The sequence below is a fragment of the Haloglomus irregulare genome, assembly GCF_007421925.1.
Taxonomy (GTDB): Archaea; Halobacteriota; Halobacteria; order Halobacteriales; family Haloarculaceae; genus Haloglomus; species Haloglomus irregulare.
On the sequence record NZ_QMDX01000004.1, the window covers coordinates 244744 to 264882 of the forward strand.

Consider the following 20139-nt stretch of genomic DNA (forward strand, 5'->3'; position numbering starts at 1 on the left):
TTCTCCGTCCTCTCAGGCCGTATCTCCGTGGTGGTGCGCGGCGCAGGCGCCCGCGGATGGCAAGTTTCAAAGCCGCTCTGACTAACGGGCAGGTAATGGCACTAGCAGAGACACTGACGTTCGCGCTGTTCGCCCTCGTGACGGTAGGGTCGGCGTTGGGCGTCGTGTTGGTCCGCGACATCTGGCACGCGGCACTCCTGTTGGGGGTGGCGCTGGTCAGCGTCGCGGTCCACTTCGTCATGCTGCGCGCCGAGTTCCTCGCGGCGATGCAGATCCTGGTGTACGTCGGTGGGGTACTGGTCCTCATCACGTTCGCCGTGATGTTGGTCCGCGAGCAAGGGGCCGACACCGAGGTGGTCGGCCGATGACGACCCGCCCGCGGCTGAACACGGGGCGGCAGCAGGTCATCGGGATACTGGCGATCGGCCTGTTCGCGGTCCTGTCGGCGGTGTTCCTGACCAGTTCGTTCGGGGAGGCCGCCGGCTTCCCGGGCGGCGGGTCGATCACTGCCGCCATCGGCTACGCGATGTTCGACCTCGACGCCGGGGCCTTCCCCTCTGAGGGGTTCCTCGTCTCCTTCATGGTCATCGCCGTGGCGCTCGACGCCGCGCTGGACGTGGCCGTGATGCTCGGCCAGCGCGAGGACGAGGAGGGCGTCGCGGCCGACGGGCGCGGCGAGAGGGGTGACCGGTGATGGCGGTCCCGGTCCAGTACTACCTCGTCCTGTCGGCGGCGATCTTCTGCATCGGGCTCTTCGGCATCCTGACGCGCCGGAACGCGCTGATGTTCCTGATGAGCGTCGAGCTGATGCTGAACGCAGCGAACATCAACTTCGTCGCGTTCTCGTTCCAGCATGGGAACCTCACGGGACAGGTGTTCAGCCTGTTCACGATGGCCCTGGCGGCCGCCGAGGTCGCCGTGGGTATCGGCATCGTCCTCGTCCTCTACCGCAACTTCGCGGACGTGGACGTGACGAAGGCGACGACCCTGAGGTGGTAACATGGCTGCAGAAGGAGGAATATTCACGTTCGCGCCGGCCATCGCGGTGCTGCCGTTCGTATCGTTCCTGATCGCCCTCTCCGCCGGCAGGTACATGCCGAAGAAGGGGGCGTTCGCCGGCATCGCCGCGACCGGCGGCTCGCTGCTGCTGTCGCTCCTCATGGTCGCGCAGGTCGCGAGCGGCCACGCCCACCACATGGAGCTGTACACGTGGGTCGGCGGCGAGGGGGTTCCGTTCGAGCTGACCTTCGGCATCCTGCTCGACCAGCTCTCGACGCTGATGCTGGTCATCGTCTCGACCATCGCGTTCCTGGTCCACGTGTTCTCGCTGGGCTACATGAACGATGAGGGCGAGCCCGGCCTCCCGCGCTACTACGCCGAACTCGGCCTGTTCACGGCCAGTATGCTCGCCTTCGTCTTCTCGGACAACATCCTGATGGCGTTCATGTTCTTCGAGCTGGTCGGGCTCTGCTCGTACCTCCTCATCGGCTTCTGGTTCCGCCGCTCGGGCCCGCCGAGCGCGGCCAAGAAGGCGTTCCTGGTCACTCGCTTCGGTGACTACTTCTTCCTCATCGGCGTCGTCGGTATCTTCGCCACCTTCGGCACGGGGATGTTCGGCGGCCCCGGCGTCGAGGAGTCGTTCCCGGTCCTCGCCGAGGAGGCGATGAGCGCCATGGCGGCCGGCGAGGCGATGCCCGAGGCCGTCACCACCTTCTTCGGCCTCTCGCCGGGGGCCTGGTTCGGCGTGCTCGGCCTGCTCGTGCTCGGCGGCGTCATGGGCAAGTCGGCGCAGTTCCCGTTCCACACGTGGCTGCCCGACGCGATGGAGGGCCCCACGCCCGTCTCGGCGCTCATCCACGCGGCGACGATGGTCGCGGCCGGCGTCTACCTCGTCGCCCGGATGTACGGCTTCTACGCCCTGTTGCCGACGCTGCTCGCCATCATCGCCTTCGTCGGCGGGTTCACCGCGCTGTTCGCCGCGACGATGGGCGTCGTCAAGGACGAGATCAAGCAGGTGCTCGCCTACTCCACCATCTCCCAGTACGGCTACATCATGCTCGGCCTGGGTGGTGGCGGCTACGTCGCGGGCGTCTTCCACCTGACCACGCACGCGTTCTTCAAGGCGCTCCTGTTCCTCGGCGCGGGTTCGGTCATCATCGCGATGCACCACAACGAGGACATGTGGGAGATGGGTGGGCTCAAAGACCGGATGCCGGTGACCTACTACGCGTTCCTCTCCGGGAGCTTGGCGCTGGCCGGCATCGTCCCGTTCTCCGGCTTCTGGTCGAAGGACGAGGTGCTGTACGAGACCCTGGTCCACGGCCTCGGCGGGAGCCCCATCCTGCTGGGTGCCTACCTGATGGGTATCGTCGCCGTGTTCTTCACCGGGTTCTACACCTTCCGGATGGTGCTGCTGACGTTCCACGGCGACCCCCGTTCGGACCTCGCCGAGGACCCCGAGCCGGTGCGCTGGAACGTGAAGATTCCGCTGGCGATCCTCGGCACGCTCGCCGCCGTCGTCGGCGTCATCAACCTCGTGCCGGTCCACGCCGTCGTGGGGGCCGTCCCGGAGTTCCTCCACGACTGGCTGTTCCACGGCCCCGAGACACTGAACGGGGCGCACTACGAGGAACTGACCGAACAGTTCGCCGGCTACTCCGCCGGCGCCATCCCCGGGCTCGGCGGGCTCGGCACGCTGTTCGCCTCGGCCGGCGTCTCGCTGGCCGTGGCGCTCGCCGGCTCCGCGCTCGCGCTCGGCCTCTACCGTGGGCCCGACCCCGCGGAGCACACGGAGAAACTCGGCGCGCTCAAGACCGTGCTCTACAACAACTACTACCAGGACGAGTATCAGGTCTGGCTCGCGCAGGACCTCACCGAGGGGACGGTCGCGGGGACCGCCAAGCGCTTCGATGACGGCGTCGTCGACGGGCTGGTCAACCGCGTCTCCGACGTGAGCCTCGTCTCCGGCTACTTCCTGCGACGCGTCCAGACCGGCATCGTCTCCAACTACGCGGCCCTCATCACCCTCGGCCTGGTGGTGTTACTGGTCGCCTTCGGGATCATGGGCGGCTGGTTCGGGGGTGTCTTCGCATGATGATCGAGGCCCTCATCGGGCTCTGTCTGCTCGGGGCCGGCGTGGTCATGTTCACCCCCGACCGCTACGCGGCGAAGGTGGCCTTTGGCTGGTCGCTGCTGCCGCTGGCACTGTCGGGCCTGATGCTGCTGAACTTCGACGGCACCGGCAACGCCCTGCTCGGCGGCACGCTGGCCTTCGAGGAGCAGTTCACCTGGATCACGCTCGGACCGTACGACCTCAGCTGGCACGTCGGGCTCGACGGCATCAGTATGCCGCTGGTGGCCCTGTCGACGCTGCTGACCTCGCTGGCCATCCTGTCGGCGTGGACGCCCATCACGAAGCGGCAGAACCAGTTCTACGGGCTGGTCCTCCTGCTGGAGGCGAGCCTCGTCGGCGTCTTCGCCGCGCTTGACTTCTTCCTCTACTTCGTCTTCTGGGAGGCCGTCCTCATCCCGATGTACTTCCTCGTCGGCATCTGGGGCGGCGCCCGCCGCAAGTACGCCGCCATCAAGTTCTTCGTCTACACGAACATCGCCAGCCTCGTCCTGTTCATCGGCTTCTTCGGCCTGGTGTTCGGGCTGGGTGACAGCATCTCGTCGCTGGACCTGCCGGAGATCGCACAGGCGCTCCGGGCAGGCGAACTCGGCTCGCTGGCCGGTGGACTCATCGGCCCGGAGCTGCTGGCGCTGTCCGCGTTCGTCGCGATGTTCATCGGCTTCGGCGTGAAGGTGCCGATCGTCCCGTTCCACACGTGGTTGCCGGACGCCCACGTCGAGGCCCCGACGCCCATCTCCGTGCTGCTGGCTGGCGTTCTGCTGAAGATGGGGACGTACGCACTACTGCGGTTCAACTTCACCATGCTGCCGGAGGTGGCGCGGAGCCTGGCGGTGCCGATCGCCGCCCTCGCGGTCATCAGCGTCATCTACGGGGCGCTGCTGGCGCTTGGCCAGTCCGACCTCAAGCGCGTCGTCGCGTACTCGTCGGTCTCCTCGATGGGCTACGTCATCCTCGGGCTCGTCGCCTACACCAGCTACGGGCTCGGCGGCGCGACCTTCCAGATGGTCAGTCACGGGCTCATCTCCGGCCTGATGTTCGCCTGTGTCGGCGTCATCTACAACGTCACGCACACCCGGGAGATCGGCGACATGGCCGGGATCGCGGAACGGATGCCCCTCACCGTCGGCGCGTTCGTCGCCGGTGCCTTCGCCTACGCCGGCCTGCCGCTGATGGCCGGCTTCGCCGCGGAGTTCTTCATCTTCGTCGGCGCCTTCCAGTCGACGGTCATCGCGGGCAACGGGATGGCGGTCATGACCGCGCTGGCGATGTTCGGCATCGTCATCGTGGCGGGCTACCTGCTGTGGGCGATGCAGCGCTCGCTGTTCGGCCCCTTCGAGTTCGACGGGGACTACGACGTGACCCGCGCCGCACGCCACGACGTCGTGCCGCTGGTCGTGCTCATCATCGTCATCATCGCGCTCGGGACCTTCCCGGACGACACGTTCTTCCGGATGATCACGGACGCGGTCGGCCCGCTGGTCGACGGGGGACCCGCTGAGGCCGCCATCGGCTCCGGGGGTGGATCCTCATGATGCCGCTCCAGGCCCCCATCTCGCCGGACTGGCTCGCACTGACGCCGGCTATCGTGCTTGGCGTCTTCGCGATGGTCCTGTTCCTGCTCGACAGCATCGACCCCGACGAGTCCAACGACGGCCTGCTCGCCGGCGTCGCCACCGTCGGCACCGCCTCGGCGATGGTCGTCGCGGGCGTGTTCCTGCTGTCCGGCGTCGGTGCCGGCGAGGGCGTGTCCGTCTTCAACGGCCAGCTCGTCGTCGACGGGATGGCGCTGTTCTTCACGTTCATCTTCACCAGCGTCGCCGCGCTGATCTGTCTGGCCAGCATCGAGTACCTCGCCGGCACGGACGACATCGCGGGCTACTACTCGCTGGTCGTCCTCGCGACCACCGGGATGACGGTGATGGCGGCGGCCAACTCGCTGGCCACCGTCTTCGTCTCGCTGGAGCTGCTCTCGCTGCCCTCCTACGGCCTGGTCGCCTACCTGAAGAACGACCGGGGCAGCGTCGAGGCGGGGATGAAATACTTCCTCATCGGCGCGCTGTCGTCGGCGGTCTTCGCCTACGGCATCTCGCTGGTGTACGGCGTCACCGGGAGCCTGCTGCTCCCCGACATCGCGTCGGCGCTTGCGGGCGGCGAGACGCTGGCGAACCTCGGCGGCCTCCTCGGCGTCGGCGTGCTGATGCTGGTCGGCGGGTTCGCGTTCAAGACCGCCTCCGTCCCGTTCCACTTCTGGGCCCCGGAGGCCTACGAGGGCGCGCCCGCACCCGTCAGCGCCTTCCTCTCGTCGGCGTCGAAGGCTGCCGGGTTCGTCATCGCCTTCCGCGTGTTCACCGTCGCCTTCCCGATCGAAACGGTGGCGGGCACCATCGACTGGGTGCTGGCCTTCCAGATACTCGCGGTCGTCACGATGACACTCGGCAACTTCGCCGCGGCCACCCAGGAGAACGTCAAGCGGATGCTGGCCTACTCCTCGGTCGGTCACGCCGGCTACGTGCTCATCGGGCTGGCCGCGCTGACCGGACAGGGGAGCGGCGAGATCGTCCTCGGCGCGGGGATGATCCACCTGCTCGTCTACGGCTTCATGAACACGGGCGCCTTCCTGTTCGTGGCCATGGCCGAGTACTGGGAGGTCGGCCGCACCTTCGAGGACTACAACGGCCTGGCGACGAAGGCCCCGGTGGCCTGCGTGGCGATGACCGTGTTCATGTTCTCGCTGGCGGGGCTCCCCATCGGCGGCGGGTTCCTCTCGAAATACTACCTGTTCGCCGGCGCGGTCGGTGCGGGCGTCTGGTGGCTCGCCGGCGTGGCGGCCATCAACTCCGCGCTGAGCCTGTTCTACTACTCCCGCGTGGTGAAGGCCATGTGGCTCGAGGAGCCCAACGGTAACCTCGGGGGCATCGACACCCGCGGCTACCCGACGGGCCTCTACAGCGCCGTCATGATCGCCGCGGTCGCGACGGTCCTGCTGCTGCCCGCGCTCGGCGTCTTCTCGGACGTCGCCTTCGAGGCGGCCAACGCGGTGCTACGGCTCGGCCCCTGACCGGGCGCTCGCCGTCCCGCCCGCGACCCCCGCTCGACCTGCCGACAGCGGTCCCCGGACGGTCGTTCTCGTCTGGGCGTACAACCGCACAGCACCGACTATATCCGATGTGAAGGGCCCATAGCCGGATTATTCCGTGGGTTACCGGGATACCGGCGGCAGGAGCTACTCCAGCGGGGTGAACCGAACGCACAGGTCGCGGTCAGGCTGGAGGTTGATGGCCGAGTCCAGTTCGACGTGGGGTGCCTCGTGGGGGTCGAACTCGTCGGGGGCGACGTCGTGTGGACGGGCGAACTCGACCCGGTAGGTCGAGCAGAGCGCGGCCAGCGCGGCGACGGCCTCCGTGGTGGCGATGGTCTCGCCGAGGCAGGCGTGTCGGCCCTTCGAGAACGGGAGGTAGGCGAGTTCGTGGCGGCCGGCGACCGCCTCGGGTTCGAACCGCGACGGGTCGAACGTCCCCGGGTCGTCCCAGAACTCCGGGTCCCGGTGGGTGACGTAGGGGCTGATGAGGACGTGGGTGCCCTCGGCCAGCGTCTCGCCGCCCACGGTCGTGTCCGTGTCGGCGGTCCGCCCGAAGACGGGGAGCGGCGGGTAGAGCCGGATGGTCTCCTGCCAGACGCGCCGGGTGTACGGCAGCGCATCGATGAAGCTCTCGCCGTCCTCGGTGGCGGGCTCCTCGCCGAGCGCGACGGCACAGGCTGCCTCACCGTGGGGTGCCAGGAGCTCCGTCTCGCGGGCCTCGGCGCGGATCCGCTCCTGCACCTCCGGGCGAGCGGCGAGCAGGTAGCACGCCCACGTCATCCCGGCGGTGACGGTGGCGTGCCCGGCGATGAGCAGGCCCAGGACCTCCTGCCGGAGCGTCGCGGGGTCGAGCGACTCGCCGTCGACGGGGTCGCGCCGGCAGAGCCACGTTCCCAGCGCGTCGTCGTAGGCCCGCGGCGTCCGGAGCCGCCGCTCGATGATGGCGTCGGCGGCCCCGACCAGCTGGTCGACGTACGCCTCGATGCGGGCGTCCTGCCGGCTCCCGAGTTCGATGGTCGGGTCCGCGCCCAGCCCCTCCTGCAGGAAGGTCGGCAGGTGGAGTTCGTCGGGGAGCCGGCGACCCACGTAGCTCGCCACGAGCCGGGTCTGACGCTGCTTGAACAGGTCCCGCAGCCCGTCCACGGACTCGATGATCTCCGTCTCCTGGGCGCGGATGTCGGGGCCGAACAGGCTCACGCCGAGCAGGCGGAGCGTGAGCCGCTGCATCGCGGGGAGCAGACGGACGCCGTCGTGGTCGGGCGCCCGCACCTGGACGGACTCGGGGACCGCCCCGGGGTCGGCTCTCGTCGCGCCGCCGTCGTCGCCCTCGAACTCCGCGAGCGTGGCCAGAGTCGTCTCGACCATCTCCGGGGTCTTCGGGACGACCAGCTGCTCGTTGAACTCCGGCCCGATGAGCCGGATCCGACGGGTCCAGCCGTCCTCCTCGTGGAGATTGACGACGCTGTTGCGAACCACGCGCATGAAATCGCGCGACCCCGGCACGTCGAGCGCCCGGAACTCCGACGGGTGGGACTGGAGCACGTACCGCAGGTCGTCCGGATGCGAGACCAGATACACCTCCTCGTCCAGGGAGGGGTGGATCGGTGGGATACTGACGGTATGCCCGTACGCTCCCGGAGGTAGACCCCGACGGAGAGCGGGTCATCGTTCACCAGCCTGGGCACGAGCTCCACGGCCCGCGCCAGGGACGGCCCGCCGGGTACGTCCGACGGGTAGATGTCCTTGATACCCATACGTTGACAACACTTGGCGCGCGGTAATGAGTGACGCGGCCATTGTGGCCACGGCGCACGACCGACCCCAGGTCACGAGGGTCGTGGCCGCCGACGCGAGTCAGTTGGGCTCCGTGGGGGCGCTACAGCGAGTGCACAGCACCGTATCGGCGACGAAGTTGATGTCGTCGCTACCACACTCCGGGCAGGTGTACCGCCCGGTGTTGAACTCCGTCGAGCCCCGGGGGGCGTGGAGCTTCCCGTCGTCGACGAGGCCCTGGACGGCGGCGGCCATCCGGGACCGGCGGAACTCCCCCCGGTGGACCAGCGCGCGGTCCGGGGCCGCCCCGTGGAGGTCATCCCAGGTGACGCGTCCCGGTCGGGTGAGCTGGGCGACGAGGTCGGTCCCGGCCTGCAGGGGCGCCTCCGTCGTCCATCGTGCCGGCGTCGGGTCGTCGCCCGTGGGCTCGTAGTCGCGGTACAGCTCGACGGCCCGGTCGTAGGCCTCGCGGGCCTTCTCCGACCGTCGGCCGACGGTGTGGAGGTCCCCCTCGAACTCGTGACAGGCCGCCCGACGGACCGGGTGGTCGAGGACGTAGCTGCGCTGGTCCTGGGCCAGCAGGACGCCCTGCGCGGTGCGGTTGGCGGCTCGCCCCGGCCGGCCGGCGATGCGCTCGCAGACACCGGCGAGCGCGAGGTACGCAAGCGGCTCGCCGACCCAGCCGGGGTCGTCCCCGTCGAAGACGGTCCGGCCGAACCCCTCGCTCCCGGCGGCGGTCGCGTAGGCCGCGAGCACGTACCGCTGCGCGGCCGCGTCGAACCGCTCCCGGCCCAGCGCCCGCACCGCCCGGTCCCGGTACTGTACGTCGGCGGCATCCCAGTCGCCCAGCGGACTCACCATACTCCCGGTAAGGGCCCGCACCCGGGCGGCCGTTCCGGAACCGGCGACCCGTGCCGGGGGCGGCTCAGTTCGTCGTCACGACCCCGACGACGGCCCGGTGGTCGAGGTCGGTGTCACCCCCGACCTGCATCCCCGGACGGCAGTCGATACCGTGGAGGAACCCCGTGCCGATGTCCGAACGGAGGTGGTAAGCGAACGCCTCGGCGGTCGCGTCGCCGGGCACGAGGAAGCAGTCCCGGAAGGGACCCTGCGACCACTCGCCGCTCGCGGGACCCGGGAGGACGGCCCTCGGGTCGAGTCGGCGTCGGCAGTGTCAGAGGCGTAGCCTCCTAACGGCTCCGGCCCGTCGCGTCGGACGTGAACGCCGACCTAGACTCGTTCGCCGACGACACCCCCGACGACGACGCGCCGGGCGACGCCCGCGTCTGCATCGTGGCGGCGCAGTCCGACACGTTCGCCGAATGCCGGAAGGGGGTCTACCCGTCGCCCCGCTCCTACGAACGCACCCGTCGTGAGTTCGACTACATGGCCTTCTACCGGACCGCGCCGACCTCAGCGGTCACCCACTACGCCGCCGTCACCGGGCGGGTCGAGGAGTCACGCGGCGACCCGGACGGCCACATGACGGCCGAGCGCTGGGAGACGCTCATCGACCCGTTCTCCGAGGAACGGACCGTCCTCGTGTTCGAACTCGGCGAGCTGGTGCCGCTGGACGACCCCATCGCGAACGACGGCAACGGCGTCCGCGGGGCGTGGTACTGTACCGCCGACGACCTGCGGACGGCGGGGACGCTGTCGGAACTCGCGGACCTGGCGGAGAGCTGAGCACACGGTAGCGCCCGGTCACGGCGGCCCGGTGACGTCGAAGTGCCAGTCGACCAGTGTCGCCTCCGCCCGCCGGATGATGTCGCTCGCGGTGGAGGTGTCGATGCCGAGTTCGTCCGCGACGTCCCCGAGCGTCCCGTCCCGGGGAATCTCGTAGTAGCCCTGCTCGATGGCGGTCGCGACGACCTCGCGCTGGCGGTCACTCAGCAGCTCCACGGAGGACCCGGTATCGGAATCCGTCAGCGACAGCAGTTCGTGTTCGATCTCCCGCTCCCTGAGGGTCTCCACTACCCGGCGGACCCCCTCGCGCGTCGTGGTGAACTCCATCCGGGCCCGCCCATCGACGGCGACGACGGGGTACTCCGGCGGGACGCCGGCGCCGAGGGTGAGCCCGTAGAGCTTCCGGTCGGTCGTCCGGTAGAGCGCGATGGCGCGGTCGGGCCCCGAGCCGAGGAGTTCGAACGACTCGACCGACTGGTCGTCCTCGACGGCGGCCGCGGCGGCGGCCGAGTCGTCGGCGGCGACCTCCCCCACCTCGATGGCCCCCGACCCGGTCGGCAACCCGCTGAGCAATCGGTACTCCGCCTCCGGGTTCGTCCGCGACACCCGACCGATCCAGACCGCCCCCGAGAGCGTCACGGAGAGGACCGCCCTGACCATGCCGACGCATCTATCCGAGTGGATATAAATCGTCCAACACTCGGGCGATCCGAGCTACCGTCATAGAGCCCGTCGGTACGGGTGTGCTCATGACCGAACCCGTCTCACTGCCCGGGGACCGTCCGGTCGCGACCGTCGTCGGGGAACTCCGGGAGCGGAACCGCCCCCTGTCGACCGTCGCGCTGGTCAACCTGGGTCTCGCAGTGCTGTTCACCGCGCTGCTGGCCGTCGACGGGCGGACCCTGCTGGGTCGTAGCGTCTGGCTCAAACCCTGGAAGTTCGCGGCCTCCATCGCCGTCTTCACCGCGACCATGGGGTGGCTCCTGCCGTCGCTCCGACTCGGCGACCGCGCCGAGCGAACCGTCTCATGGGTCATCGCCGGCGCGATGAGCTCCGAGATACTGCTCATCACCGCACAGGCCGCCCGCGGGGTCCGTTCGCATTTCAACGTCGCGACGACGCTCGACGCGAGCGTCTTCGCCCTCATGGGGATCAGCATCACGGTGAGCACGCTGGCCGTGACGTACGTCCTCTGGCGGACGCTCCGGACCCCGCCCGCCGTCGCGCCGGCCTACCGCTGGGGTATCAGTCTGGGACTGCTCGTGTTCGTCCTCGCCAGCTTCGAGGGGGGACTCATGGCGGCCCGCGGCTCCCACACCGTCGGCACCGCCGTCGGGGGCGAGGGGTTACCGGTCGTGAACTGGAGTCTCAGCGGTGGCGACCTCCGGGTCGCACATTTCATCGGCCTCCACGCGCTCTAGGTGCTCCCGCTCGCCGGCTACGCCGCCGCCCGGTGGGACGGGCTATCGACCCGTGGGTCGCTCGCAGCCGTCGGCGGGGTCGCCACGCTCCACGGTGGCCTCGTCGTTGCGACGTTCGTCCAGGCCCTGCGGGGTGTGCCGGTCGTCGCGAGCCTCCCGGATGTCGGCCTGGCGACGGTCTTCACGGGGAGCGTCCTCCTGGTCGCCCCGTTCTGGCTGCTGATGCTGGTCGCCCCCGACGCGACCCTGACCCGGCGGGTCGTTGGGTCCCCGCTCGTCGTCCTCCCGGCGGCGACGCTCTACCTCGCGCTCCTGCTCCCGCAGGCCGGTGCCGTCGCCGGGGGCGCCCTCCGGCCGTCGCTCGACGGGGCCACGGCCCTGCTAGCGACCGATGCGGGCACCACCCTGGCGTGGGTCCACTTCCTCGCGTTCGACCTCCTGGCGGGCCGATGGCTGTACCTCGACGCCGGGCGCCGTGGGGTGCCCCACGCCGTCGTCGCGCCGGCGCTCCTCCTGACGCTGTGCTTTGGCCCCGTCGGACTCCTGGTGTATCTCGCGGCTCGCCCGGTCTTTGGAGCCCAGGCCGGGTCGGAGTCGGCCCGGGAGGCCGCCGGTGGATGATGCCGCCGACCTGCGGGGCGATGTCGTCCACTCGGTCCAGCAGGAGTACGCCCACGCCAAGCCGATGAGAACGGGGACGATACCGCGAAAGGTGACACCGAACAGCGTCGCCTGGTAGGAGGGCTGGCGGGCGAACTCGATGCCCGGGAGCAGGAGGCTGGTGAACGAGGTCGGCAGCATCACGCCGGCCGCGAACCCAATCAGCGCGTCCAGGGTCCGCTCGGAGGGCTCGCGGACCACCACGATGGCGGCCGCGCCGAGCGTGTTCAACAGCGCGATGACCAGCCCGCCCACGAAGACCTGTACCAGCGGGTCGGGCCCGACCAGGGAGACGAACGGTTCCGCCGGTGTCCTCATGGCCCCGTCTCACGGGCTCGGGGCCTGAACGTACCGGTCACCGGCGTGGCCCTACTCCTCCCGCAACAGTCCGTCCTCGCCGTGACGGTCGAGCAGCGCCCGGAGCTCCTCGCGTCCCGCCTCGACGCGGGGGGTCGGCTCGGCGTACGCGTCCGCGAACAGGTCCATCGGGTCCGTCTCGGCGGCCTCGGCCTCGTCGATGGCGTCGGCCACCGTCCCGCTGACCTCCGCCTCGATGGCGTCGTCGCGCTCGTCGTCCAGCCGCCCGGTGGACCGGAGGTAGGCCGCCATCCGGTCGATGGGGTCCTTCTCGCGCCACTGCTCGACCTCGGCTTCGTCGCGGTAGGCGTCCGGGTCGTCGGCGGTCGTGTGTGCGCCGTAGCGGTAGCAGACCGTCTCGACCAGCGTCGGCCGCGGCCGCCACTCCTCACGACCCGGGCCGCGGGCGGTCGTCGCCGCCGCCTCCGTGACGGCGTACACCGCGAGCGGGTCCATCCCGTCGACGCGGACGCCGTCGATGCCGTAGGCGCCCGCCTTCCCGGCGTAGGTCTCGCTGGCGGTCTGCTCGCTCGCCGGCGTCGAGATGGCCCAGCCGTTGTTGTGGCAGATGAACAGCGCGGGCACGTCGTACACGCCCGCGAAGTTGAGTCCCTCGTGGAAGTCCCCCTCCGAGGTGGCGCCGTCGCCGAAGTGGCAGGCGACCACCTCGTCGCTCCCGGCGAGGCGTGCGGCCCAGGCGTACCCCGTCGCGTGGGGGATGTGACCGGCGATGGAGATATTGAGCGGGAGGACGTTCACGTCCGCCAGCGCGGCGTTGCCGGACTCGTGGCCCATCCAGTAGCGGACGTAGCCCGGCGTGAACCCGCGCGAGGCGACCGCCCCGTGCTCGCGGTACTGGTAGGAGACGGTGTCCGAGTCCCGGAGCGCGTGTGTCGAGCCGACCTGCGTGGCCTCCTGACCCGCCGCCGGCGCGAAAGTCCCGACCCGGCCCTGGCGCTGGAGGCTGACCATCCGCTCGTCGAAATGCCGGACGAGCCGCATGTCGCGGTAGAGCCCCAGCAGCTCGTCGTCCCCGATGGCCGGCAGGAGCTCGGGTGCCACCACCTCGCCCTCCTGGTCCAGCACCTGCACGGTGTCCGTCGGGTCCCGGTCCAGCAGGGCGTCGACGCGGTCGTGGTCCACTGTCAGACACCCCTCGTGGGCCGACTCGTCCGCTCGGGCTGGCGCTCCTGTGGAACCTGTGGAGTCATTGATGGGGCCACACCCGGCGCCATCATAACTCTGTGCCGTCCGGCAGGGCGGCGCTCCGGCCGACACCCGGTAGCCGACCGAATCCGGACTCCGGGTCCGTGACACCGGCAGAATCGACTCATAGCGGACGCTGATGGCTAACGATTGGTATGATGAAGTTATTGGGGGTGTTTCCCGATTGTGACCCGACCTCGACCGATCGCGCCGGATGCCTAGACTCAAGTCCACCCTCGATAATATCCCGGTATGACCGAGGGAACCGTGGCGGCGGCCGGCACGCTCGCCGACGCGGGCGAGCGGACGCTCCACGTCGGCGCCGACAGACCCATCCGCATCAGCACGGGCCACCGCATCCTGCACCACGACGGCAGGTGCTCGCGCCCGCACGGCCACAACTACGAGGTGAGCGTCGCGGTGACCGGCGCGCTCACCGAGGCGGGCTGGGTGGTCGACAAGGGCGACGTGACGGCCGTCATCGACGACTGGGACCACCGGTTCCTGCTCGAGCGCGGGGACCCGCTGGTGGAGGCCTTCGAGGCAAGCGGCGACGGTGATGCCGTCGTCGTGCTGGACCACCCGCCGACGGCGGAGGTGATGGCGGTCGTCCTCGAGCGGCGGATGCGCGAGCGGTTCCCCGACACCGTCTCGGACGTGGCGGTGACGGTGGCCGAGACGCGTGAGCTCCGGGCCGGGCACTGACGATGCCGGTCAACGCCGACGCCGCCGGGGAGGCCGACACGAGCGTCCCCACCGAGGTGGACGCGAGCGAGGCGCTCCCGATCAACGAGCTGTTCCACTCGCTGCAGGGCGAGGGGAAACTGGCCGGCGTCCCGAGCACCTTCGTCCGGACCGCCGGCTGCAACCTGCGCTGCTGGTTCTGTGACTCCTACCACACCTCCTGGGAGCCGACGGGGGCGTGGCGGGGGGTGGACGACATCGTCGACGCCGTCGCGGAGCGCCCCGGCGACCACGTCGTCCTGACCGGCGGCGAGCCGACCGTCCACGAGGCCAGTGCCGACCTGCTGGACCGGCTCTCGGCGCGGGGCTACCACACTACCGTCGAGACCAACGGCACCGTCTTCCGCGACGCTGCCATCGACCTGGCGTCGCTCTCCCCGAAACTGGCCTCCTCGACGCCCACGCCCGACCGGCCGCCGGTCGGCGGCGATGCCGACCTCGACGGCTGGACGGAGCGCCACGAGGAGCGCCGCCTCGACTACGACGTGCTGGCCCGCTACGTCGAGACCTACCCCGTCCAGCTGAAGTTCGTCGTCACCGGGCCCGACGACATGCCGGAGATCGAGCGCGTGGTCGACCGACTACGCGAGACGACGAGCACACCCGTCCGCGACGCCGACGTGCTGTTGATGCCCGAGGGGACCACCCGCGAGCGACTGGAGTCGACCCGCCGGGTCGTCGCCGACCTCGCGCTGGAGCACGGCTACCGCTACACCCCACGGGTCCACGTCGACGTCTGGAACGACGCCCCCGGTACCTGACAATGAGCGACTCAGAGAACACCCCGACCGACGAGCGCGGCACCGAGAGCACCGACAGCCCGTCCGGCGTCGACCGGGCGACGGACACCCCGTTCGACGAGCACGACCCGGACGACCGCGCGGTCGTGCTCGTCTCCGGCGGGATGGACAGCGCGACGGCGGTGTACGAGGCCATCGACCGTGGCTACGCGCCGTACTTCCTGCACGCCTCCTACGGCCAGCGGACCGCCGACCGGGAGCGCGAGTGCGCGCGGCGGCTGGCCGACGTCGTCGACGCCGAGTTCCTCCACGTCGAGACCGAACACCTCGCGCGCATCGGCGCGTCCTCCCTGACCGACGAGTCGATGGCCGTTGCGGACGCCGACCTCGAGAGCGACGGGGTCCCCGACTCGTACGTCCCGTTCCGGAACGCCAACCTCCTCTCGATGGCCGTCTCCTACGCCGAGGCCAACGACTGCACGGCCGTCTTCATCGGCGCGCACGCCGAGGACTTCTCGGGCTACCCGGACTGCCGCCCCGAGTTCTTCGATGCCTTCGAGGCCGTGGTCGAAGCCGGGACCAAACCCGAGACGACCATCACCGTCGAGGCGCCGTTCGTCGAGTGGTCGAAGACGGAGATCGCCGAACGCGGGCTCGAACTCGACGCCCCGTACGAGCACACCTGGTCCTGCTACCGCTCGGAGGAGCCGGCCTGCGGGACCTGCGACGCCTGCGCGTTCCGGCTCCAGGCGTTCCAGCGCCTCGACGAGCGGGACCCGATCGACTACGCCGAGCGACCGGATTACACCTGAACTCTCGGCGGGAACGGGGGTGTTCGGGGCCGCTCTCGGCAACCTTTTTGTCCGTGTCGGGCGGCGTGCATCGCATGGCAGCCGACGGGTCCCGGCGGCGAGGTGACCGGCGTGGGTGACACCTTCGCCTCCATCATGCAGAAGTTCGAGGACAGCCCCAGCCAGCAGGCCGTGGTCCGGCTGCTGCTGGAGCGCGGGTTCTCCGTCAACGACGACGGCCGCGTGGTTTCCGGCGGCATCGAGATCCCCAACACGGGTATCGCCCGCGAGATCGGCGTCGACCGGCGGGTCGTCGACGCCACGACCGACGCCATCCTCGCGGACCCCGACCTCGAACCCATCTTCCGCAACATCAGCGCCATCCCGTCGCTGATGGACCTCGCCCCCGTGCTCGACATGACGGTGCTGACCGTCCGCCCGGACGACGCGGAGGCTTCGGGCATCGTCGCGGGCGTCACGGGCGTCCTCGCCGACCACGACATCTCCATCCGACAGACCATCTCGGAGGACCCGGAGTTCACCGACGAGCCGCTGCTCTACGTCATCACCGAGCAGGACCTCCCCGGTGCGGTCATCAACCAGATCCGGGACCTGTCGTTCGTCCGTCGCATCGAGCTGGAGTGACGTTCCTCAAACGCCTCTTTGTGCCTCTGAGAGGCTTATGCCGGCCGTGCCCCGAGCAGTGGGTATGCGACGACGCAGCCTCCTGACCGGCCTCGGTGCCGGGCTCGCGACCGCGCTCGCCGGCTGTTCCGCCGACGACCCGCCGGGGACGGCCGGCTCGCCCGGCGACGCGCCGACCGGGACGACGCCGACGGACTCGACGCCGACCGGTCCCGTTCGCTGGACCACCCCCGTCGACGGCGCCGTGGCCGACCCGCTGTCCACGGGCGCGACCCTGGCGTACGTCGACGGAACCGGCCCCGCATACGACCGCTGGCTGTTCGTCCCGACCGAGGCGGGGACGCTCCACGCGCTCGACCCGGCGACGGGCGACCATCGCTGGCGGGCCGACCTCGGCAAGCCGGTCCGGGACGTAGCCGTCGCCGCGGACGCCGGGGTCGTGCTGGCACACGCCGGGAAGGTCACCCTCGGCGACGACCACCTCGTCAGGGTGTTCGATGCCGGTGGCGCCACGCAGTGGACGTTCCCGGACAGCGCCGGGGTGAACCCGTGGGGACCGCTCGAGCTGCTCGGCGCCGACGGCGAGCGGGTCCTCGTGGCCAGCCGGGACGACCAGCCCGCGAGCGACGGCGAGACGATCTGGTCACTGGATACCGCCGACGGCGCCGCCGCCTGGACCGGCGAGGTCGGCGACCCACAGAGTGCCGCCATCACCGACGAGGCGGTGTTCGTCGCCAGCCGTGGTGCGGTCGACGCCTTTACTCGACCGGCCGGGGAGCGGCTCTGGCGGTACGCGCCGGACGGGATGGAGTACCGGTTCAACACGCTCCGCGGGAGCGGGCGGACCGCCTACTTTTCGACGGGAACCGGTCCCGGGAGCGGGTCCTTCCAGGCGGTCGGCCCCGATGGGAGCCACGCCTGGCAACTCGACCGGTACACCACCTCCGTGACGCTCGCGAACAGCCTCTATCTCGGCGGCGGGCCCGTCACTGCGGTCGACCCAGCGACCGGCGAGGTGCGCTGGGAGACGGCGGGCGAGTCGTTCCTCGCTGGCGGCCCCGTCCACGATGGGAGGCTGTACGCCGGCGGCGACGGCGTGGCCGCGTACGACACCGCAAGCGACGACCGCCTGTGGCAGTGGTCCGCCGACGCCGATATCGTCACCGCCCAGGCCGCGACGGACACCGCAGTGTACGCCGGCACCGGTGGCGGTGACGACGCGCCGCCGGTCGTCTACGCCCGGAAGGCGGCCGACGGGGCGGGACGCTGGACCTTCGAGGCCGACGCCGGGCTCTCGGACCTCGCGCTCGGCGAGCACGTCTACGTCGGCGACGCGGCCGGAACGGTGTACGCGCTGGAACGGTAGTCGCATCGCCGACGGTCGGTTGCCTTTTCTCCCGGCCGGGCGCAGGAACGACCGTGACCGACACCGACGGTGACCCGGATGCGGCGGGGGAGCCGCCGGACGACCCGGACGCCTACCGGACGGTCTCGGGGCGTGGCCGTGCCGAGTACACGGTCAACGGCTCCGAGTTCATCGGCCACGTCACGCCCGCGAGCACCGTCGATGCGGCCGAGGCGTTCGTCGATGAGATCCGCGCGGCGTTCCCGGACGCCACCCACAACGTTCCCTCGTACCGGGTCAACGCGGACCCCTTCCGGGAGTACAGCAGCGACGACGGGGAGCCCTCGGGGTCGGCGGGCAAGCCGATCCTGAACGTCCTGCAGGGACGTGACATCGAGGACGCCGTCGTCGTCGTCACCCGCTACTACGGCGGCACCGACCTCGGCGTCGGGGGACTCGTGCGGGCGTACTCACGGGCCGCGAAGGAGGCCGTCGACGACGCGGGTGTCGAATGGACCGTCCCGCACGAGCAACTGGTCGCGACGGTCGACTACGACGACAGCGGGACCGTTCGCGGGCTACTGGAGTCCGCGGACGTCGAGTTCGAGGCCTCGTACGAGGTGGTGGTCCGGTTCGACGCCCGCGTACCGGCACGGGAGGCCGACGACCTCCGGGACCGGCTCCGGTCCGCGACGAGCGGTCGCGTGGAGCTGGGGTGAGTGGGTCCGGTTCCGTGACGAACCTACCGGCGAGCGCTCGCGACAACTCGGAAACGAGGCGGACCCCCGCTACTTCGTCCCGAACGCGCGGTCCCCGGCGTCGCCGAGGCCGGGGACGATGTAGCCGTCCTCGTCGAGCCGCTCGTCCACCGCGACGGTGAGCAGGTCCGCGGACGGGACGGCTTCGCGGACGTGGAGCAGGCCGTCGGGTGCCGAGACCGCTGACAGCGCGAGCAGTCGCTCGGGCGTCGCCTCGGCGAGCACTTCGTCCAGCACGGCCGCCATCGTCGACCCCGTCGCGAGCATGGGATCGGCCACGATGACGGTGTCCCCCTCGGAGATGTCGGGGAGCTTCACGTAGTCGACGGAGATGGGGAAGTTGCCGTCCTCGTCCATGCCGGCGGACTCGTCGCGCCCGGCGCTGACGACGCCCTGACGGGCCTGCGGGAACGCCTTCAGCAGCCCCTCGACGAACGGCGTCGCCGCGCGCAGGACGTTCACGATGACGACGTCGTCCAGCCCCTTGACGCGCTCGCCGGTCGTGTCGGCCAGGGGGGTCGTGATGGAGACGTACTCGGTCTCCATCATGCCGTCGATGATCTCGTAGCCGCAGATGCGGCCGAGTTTGACCAGCCCGTTCCGGAAGCCGACCTGTTCGGTCCCGTCCGACCGGAGGTCGCTGAGCGTGTGCTTTGCAAGCGCGTGGGTGACGATGTACGCGTCGTCACGGTCCTCGATGGGCATGTCCTGGAACGGACGCGCCGAGGGCTTAACCTACGGGGTCACGGGCCGGGGACCGTGACCGAACCCGCGCGCGAGGCCCGGCCGCGTGGTGTGTACTGATAAAACGTATTAACCTGCATCGTGAACGGGACACCGATGGACGAGAGCGTCTCCGGGTTCAGAGAACGCGGTTCCTGGAGCGATATCGTGGAGCACGGCGAGCGGGTCACCCGCGCGCTGCGGACCCTCGCCGAGGGTGAGGAGGACGTCGACCGCGAGGCCCTGTCCGAGTGGGACGAGTGGCGGCCCAAACACGACGAGCGGCTGGACGAGGACGTCAACCAGAAGACGGCCGAGCAGGCAAGCGTCGGCGAGGGGGCCGGCGAGAAGGCCGGGAAGCAGCCCGACGAGGACATCCAGCAGGCCGGCGAGGAGCTGGCCGAGTCCTACGAGCAGCTGGACTCGCCGGAGGAGGCCGTCGAGAAGGCGGCCGACTCCGTCGGCTACATCGCCCGCGCGGCCGACTCGGCGGGCCGGAAGGCCATCCGCCGCGTCGAGGGAGCGGTCTACAGGAACGTGATGACCCGCATCGCGCCGTACTACTTCGACAACGGCCTCGTGAGCGCGAACGTCTCCCGGGCCGGCCGGGGGGACGACCCGGACTACGAGTTCGAGGTCAACGTCAACGACGACGACCTGAAGATCCGGGTCTCGAACCGGCTGGCCGACCTCGAGAGCGACGTGGAGCGGTGGCACGTCGACACGCCGAAGGAGACGGGGTCGGCCGCGGCCGCCGAGGGCGTCGAACCCCCCACCGAGGCGGAGACGAAGGGGCGTTCGCAGCCGAACACGAACTGAGTCCGGTCCCCCAAGGTTCTCGGGACGACGCGCCGTGCTGTCCGGTATGGAGTCCTCCCTCCGTCGCCGGCTGGACATCGCCCTGCTCCTGCTGTGCCTGGTCGCCGCCAGCAGCATGCTCATCGCCGTCGAACTGGCCGGCGTTCCGGTGCTCGTCATGGCAGCCATCGGCGTGGTCGGGTTCGTCTTCGTGCCCCTGTTCGTGCTGTCGACGCCTGACTGGGCGGAGGGGAGCGCGGGCGACGAGCTGTCGAACTGA

25 protein-coding genes are annotated in these 20139 nt (G+C 70.2%); 19 read left to right on the top strand and 6 right to left on the bottom strand.

Annotated elements, in window-relative coordinates; genetic code table 11:
- The first annotated feature begins 95 nt into the window (after nucleotides 1–95).
- From DP107_RS09100 to DP107_RS09125, 6 genes are read left to right on the top strand one after another with little or no spacing between them, the layout of a single operon-like run.
- Nucleotides 96–368: an NADH-quinone oxidoreductase subunit J gene (locus tag DP107_RS09100; RefSeq protein WP_144261842.1), complete on the top strand. Its 273-nt coding sequence runs from the start codon at nucleotides 96–98 to the stop codon at nucleotides 366–368.
- On the top strand, nucleotides 365–694 hold the full coding sequence (locus DP107_RS09105) for a hypothetical protein (RefSeq protein ID WP_144261843.1): 330 nt from the start codon (nucleotides 365–367) through the stop codon (nucleotides 692–694). Before DP107_RS09100 ends, DP107_RS09105 begins: the two co-directional genes overlap by 4 nt.
- Nucleotides 694–999, top strand: a complete 306-nt coding sequence (gene nuoK, locus DP107_RS09110; protein WP_144261844.1) for an NADH-quinone oxidoreductase subunit NuoK — start codon at nucleotides 694–696, stop codon at nucleotides 997–999. The genes DP107_RS09105 and nuoK overlap by 1 nt, the downstream gene beginning before the upstream one ends.
- A 1-nt stretch (nucleotide 1000) precedes the next feature.
- Nucleotides 1001–3094 carry an NADH-quinone oxidoreductase subunit L gene (gene nuoL, locus DP107_RS09115; protein ID WP_144261845.1) on the top strand — a complete coding sequence of 698 codons (2094 nt, stop codon included), beginning with the start codon at nucleotides 1001–1003 and terminating at the stop codon, nucleotides 3092–3094.
- Nucleotides 3091–4665 carry a complex I subunit 4 family protein gene (locus DP107_RS09120; protein ID WP_144261846.1) on the top strand — a complete coding sequence of 525 codons (1575 nt, stop codon included), beginning with the start codon at nucleotides 3091–3093 and terminating at the stop codon, nucleotides 4663–4665. The genes nuoL and DP107_RS09120 overlap by 4 nt, the downstream gene beginning before the upstream one ends.
- Nucleotides 4662–6191, top strand: a complete 1530-nt coding sequence (locus tag DP107_RS09125; RefSeq protein WP_144261847.1) for an NADH-quinone oxidoreductase subunit N — start codon at nucleotides 4662–4664, stop codon at nucleotides 6189–6191. Before DP107_RS09120 ends, DP107_RS09125 begins: the two co-directional genes overlap by 4 nt.
- A 165-nt stretch (nucleotides 6192–6356) precedes the next feature.
- On the opposite strand, the gene DP107_RS09130 is transcribed toward DP107_RS09125, so the two are convergent.
- From DP107_RS09130 to DP107_RS09140, 3 genes are all read right to left on the bottom strand, one after another.
- Nucleotides 6357–7790: a cytochrome P450 gene (locus DP107_RS09130; protein WP_144261848.1), complete on the bottom strand. Its 1434-nt coding sequence runs from the start codon at nucleotides 7788–7790 to the stop codon at nucleotides 6357–6359.
- A 276-nt stretch (nucleotides 7791–8066) separates the two neighbouring features.
- Entirely contained in the window at nucleotides 8067–8846 is a 780-nt protein-coding gene (locus DP107_RS09135) for a hypothetical protein (protein WP_144261849.1), read from the bottom strand.
- Nucleotides 8847–8910: 64 nt separating this feature from the next.
- Nucleotides 8911–9069 carry a hypothetical protein gene (locus DP107_RS09140; protein WP_202877372.1) on the bottom strand — a complete coding sequence of 53 codons (159 nt, stop codon included), beginning with the start codon at nucleotides 9067–9069 and terminating at the stop codon, nucleotides 8911–8913.
- A 134-nt stretch (nucleotides 9070–9203) separates the two neighbouring features.
- Here DP107_RS09140 and DP107_RS09145 point away from each other — a divergent pair, with 134 nt between their 5' ends.
- Complete coding sequence (locus DP107_RS09145; RefSeq protein WP_144261850.1) at nucleotides 9204–9671, top strand: hypothetical protein; 468 nt, start codon at nucleotides 9204–9206, stop codon at nucleotides 9669–9671.
- Nucleotides 9672–9689: 18 nt separating this feature from the next.
- Here the strand turns inward: DP107_RS09145 and DP107_RS09150 are convergent, their stop codons facing one another.
- Nucleotides 9690–10331, bottom strand: a complete 642-nt coding sequence (locus DP107_RS09150) for a helix-turn-helix domain-containing protein (protein ID WP_144261851.1) — start codon at nucleotides 10329–10331, stop codon at nucleotides 9690–9692.
- An 89-nt stretch (nucleotides 10332–10420) separates the two neighbouring features.
- Here DP107_RS09150 and DP107_RS09155 point away from each other — a divergent pair, with 89 nt between their 5' ends.
- From DP107_RS09155 to DP107_RS09165, 4 genes are read left to right on the top strand one after another with little or no spacing between them, the layout of a single operon-like run.
- Nucleotides 10421–11092, top strand: a complete 672-nt coding sequence (locus DP107_RS09155) for a hypothetical protein (RefSeq protein ID WP_144261852.1) — start codon at nucleotides 10421–10423, stop codon at nucleotides 11090–11092.
- Nucleotides 11093–11713, top strand: coding sequence for an ABA4-like family protein (locus DP107_RS09160; protein ID WP_202877373.1), 621 nt, complete (start codon nucleotides 11093–11095; stop codon nucleotides 11711–11713). It abuts the gene before it with no gap.
- On the top strand, nucleotides 11706–11831 hold the full coding sequence (locus DP107_RS21125; RefSeq protein ID WP_272949838.1) for a hypothetical protein: 126 nt from the start codon (nucleotides 11706–11708) through the stop codon (nucleotides 11829–11831). The genes DP107_RS09160 and DP107_RS21125 overlap by 8 nt, the downstream gene beginning before the upstream one ends.
- A 42-nt stretch (nucleotides 11832–11873) precedes the next feature.
- On the top strand, nucleotides 11874–12098 hold the full coding sequence (locus DP107_RS09165) for a hypothetical protein (RefSeq protein WP_144261853.1): 225 nt from the start codon (nucleotides 11874–11876) through the stop codon (nucleotides 12096–12098).
- A 23-nt stretch (nucleotides 12099–12121) separates the two neighbouring features.
- On the opposite strand, the gene DP107_RS09170 is transcribed toward DP107_RS09165, so the two are convergent.
- A complete protein-coding gene (locus DP107_RS09170) occupies nucleotides 12122–13252 on the bottom strand; it encodes a thiamine pyrophosphate-dependent enzyme (RefSeq protein WP_185977242.1) in 1131 nt (376 codons plus the stop codon).
- Nucleotides 13253–13567: 315 nt separating this feature from the next.
- Here DP107_RS09170 and DP107_RS09175 point away from each other — a divergent pair, with 315 nt between their 5' ends.
- From DP107_RS09175 to DP107_RS09200, 6 genes are all read left to right on the top strand, one after another.
- Complete coding sequence (locus DP107_RS09175) at nucleotides 13568–14020, top strand: 6-pyruvoyl trahydropterin synthase family protein (RefSeq protein WP_144261854.1); 453 nt, start codon at nucleotides 13568–13570, stop codon at nucleotides 14018–14020.
- 2 nt (nucleotides 14021–14022) lie between these two features.
- On the top strand, nucleotides 14023–14820 hold the full coding sequence (locus DP107_RS09180; protein ID WP_144261855.1) for a 7-carboxy-7-deazaguanine synthase QueE: 798 nt from the start codon (nucleotides 14023–14025) through the stop codon (nucleotides 14818–14820).
- A 2-nt stretch (nucleotides 14821–14822) separates the two neighbouring features.
- Nucleotides 14823–15611, top strand: coding sequence for a 7-cyano-7-deazaguanine synthase QueC (gene queC / locus DP107_RS09185; RefSeq protein WP_144261856.1), 789 nt, complete (start codon nucleotides 14823–14825; stop codon nucleotides 15609–15611).
- A 135-nt stretch (nucleotides 15612–15746) separates the two neighbouring features.
- Nucleotides 15747–16235, top strand: coding sequence for an amino acid-binding protein (locus DP107_RS09190; protein WP_144261895.1), 489 nt, complete (start codon nucleotides 15747–15749; stop codon nucleotides 16233–16235).
- Nucleotides 16236–16299: 64 nt separating this feature from the next.
- On the top strand, nucleotides 16300–17601 hold the full coding sequence (locus DP107_RS09195) for an outer membrane protein assembly factor BamB family protein (RefSeq protein WP_185977243.1): 1302 nt from the start codon (nucleotides 16300–16302) through the stop codon (nucleotides 17599–17601).
- A 53-nt stretch (nucleotides 17602–17654) separates the two neighbouring features.
- Nucleotides 17655–18299 (top strand): IMPACT family protein, encoded by a 645-nt coding sequence (locus tag DP107_RS09200; RefSeq protein WP_144261858.1) that lies wholly within the window; start codon nucleotides 17655–17657, stop codon nucleotides 18297–18299.
- A 69-nt stretch (nucleotides 18300–18368) separates the two neighbouring features.
- Here the strand turns inward: DP107_RS09200 and upp are convergent, their stop codons facing one another.
- Complete coding sequence (upp, locus tag DP107_RS09205; protein ID WP_144261859.1) at nucleotides 18369–19043, bottom strand: uracil phosphoribosyltransferase; 675 nt, start codon at nucleotides 19041–19043, stop codon at nucleotides 18369–18371.
- Between the two features lie 135 nt (nucleotides 19044–19178).
- Here upp and DP107_RS09210 point away from each other — a divergent pair, with 135 nt between their 5' ends.
- Both DP107_RS09210 and DP107_RS09215 read left to right on the top strand, forming a co-directional pair.
- A complete protein-coding gene (locus DP107_RS09210) occupies nucleotides 19179–19880 on the top strand; it encodes a DUF5828 family protein (RefSeq protein WP_144261860.1) in 702 nt (233 codons plus the stop codon).
- Between the two features lie 46 nt (nucleotides 19881–19926).
- Nucleotides 19927–20139: a hypothetical protein gene (locus DP107_RS09215; RefSeq protein WP_144261861.1), complete on the top strand. Its 213-nt coding sequence runs from the start codon at nucleotides 19927–19929 to the stop codon at nucleotides 20137–20139.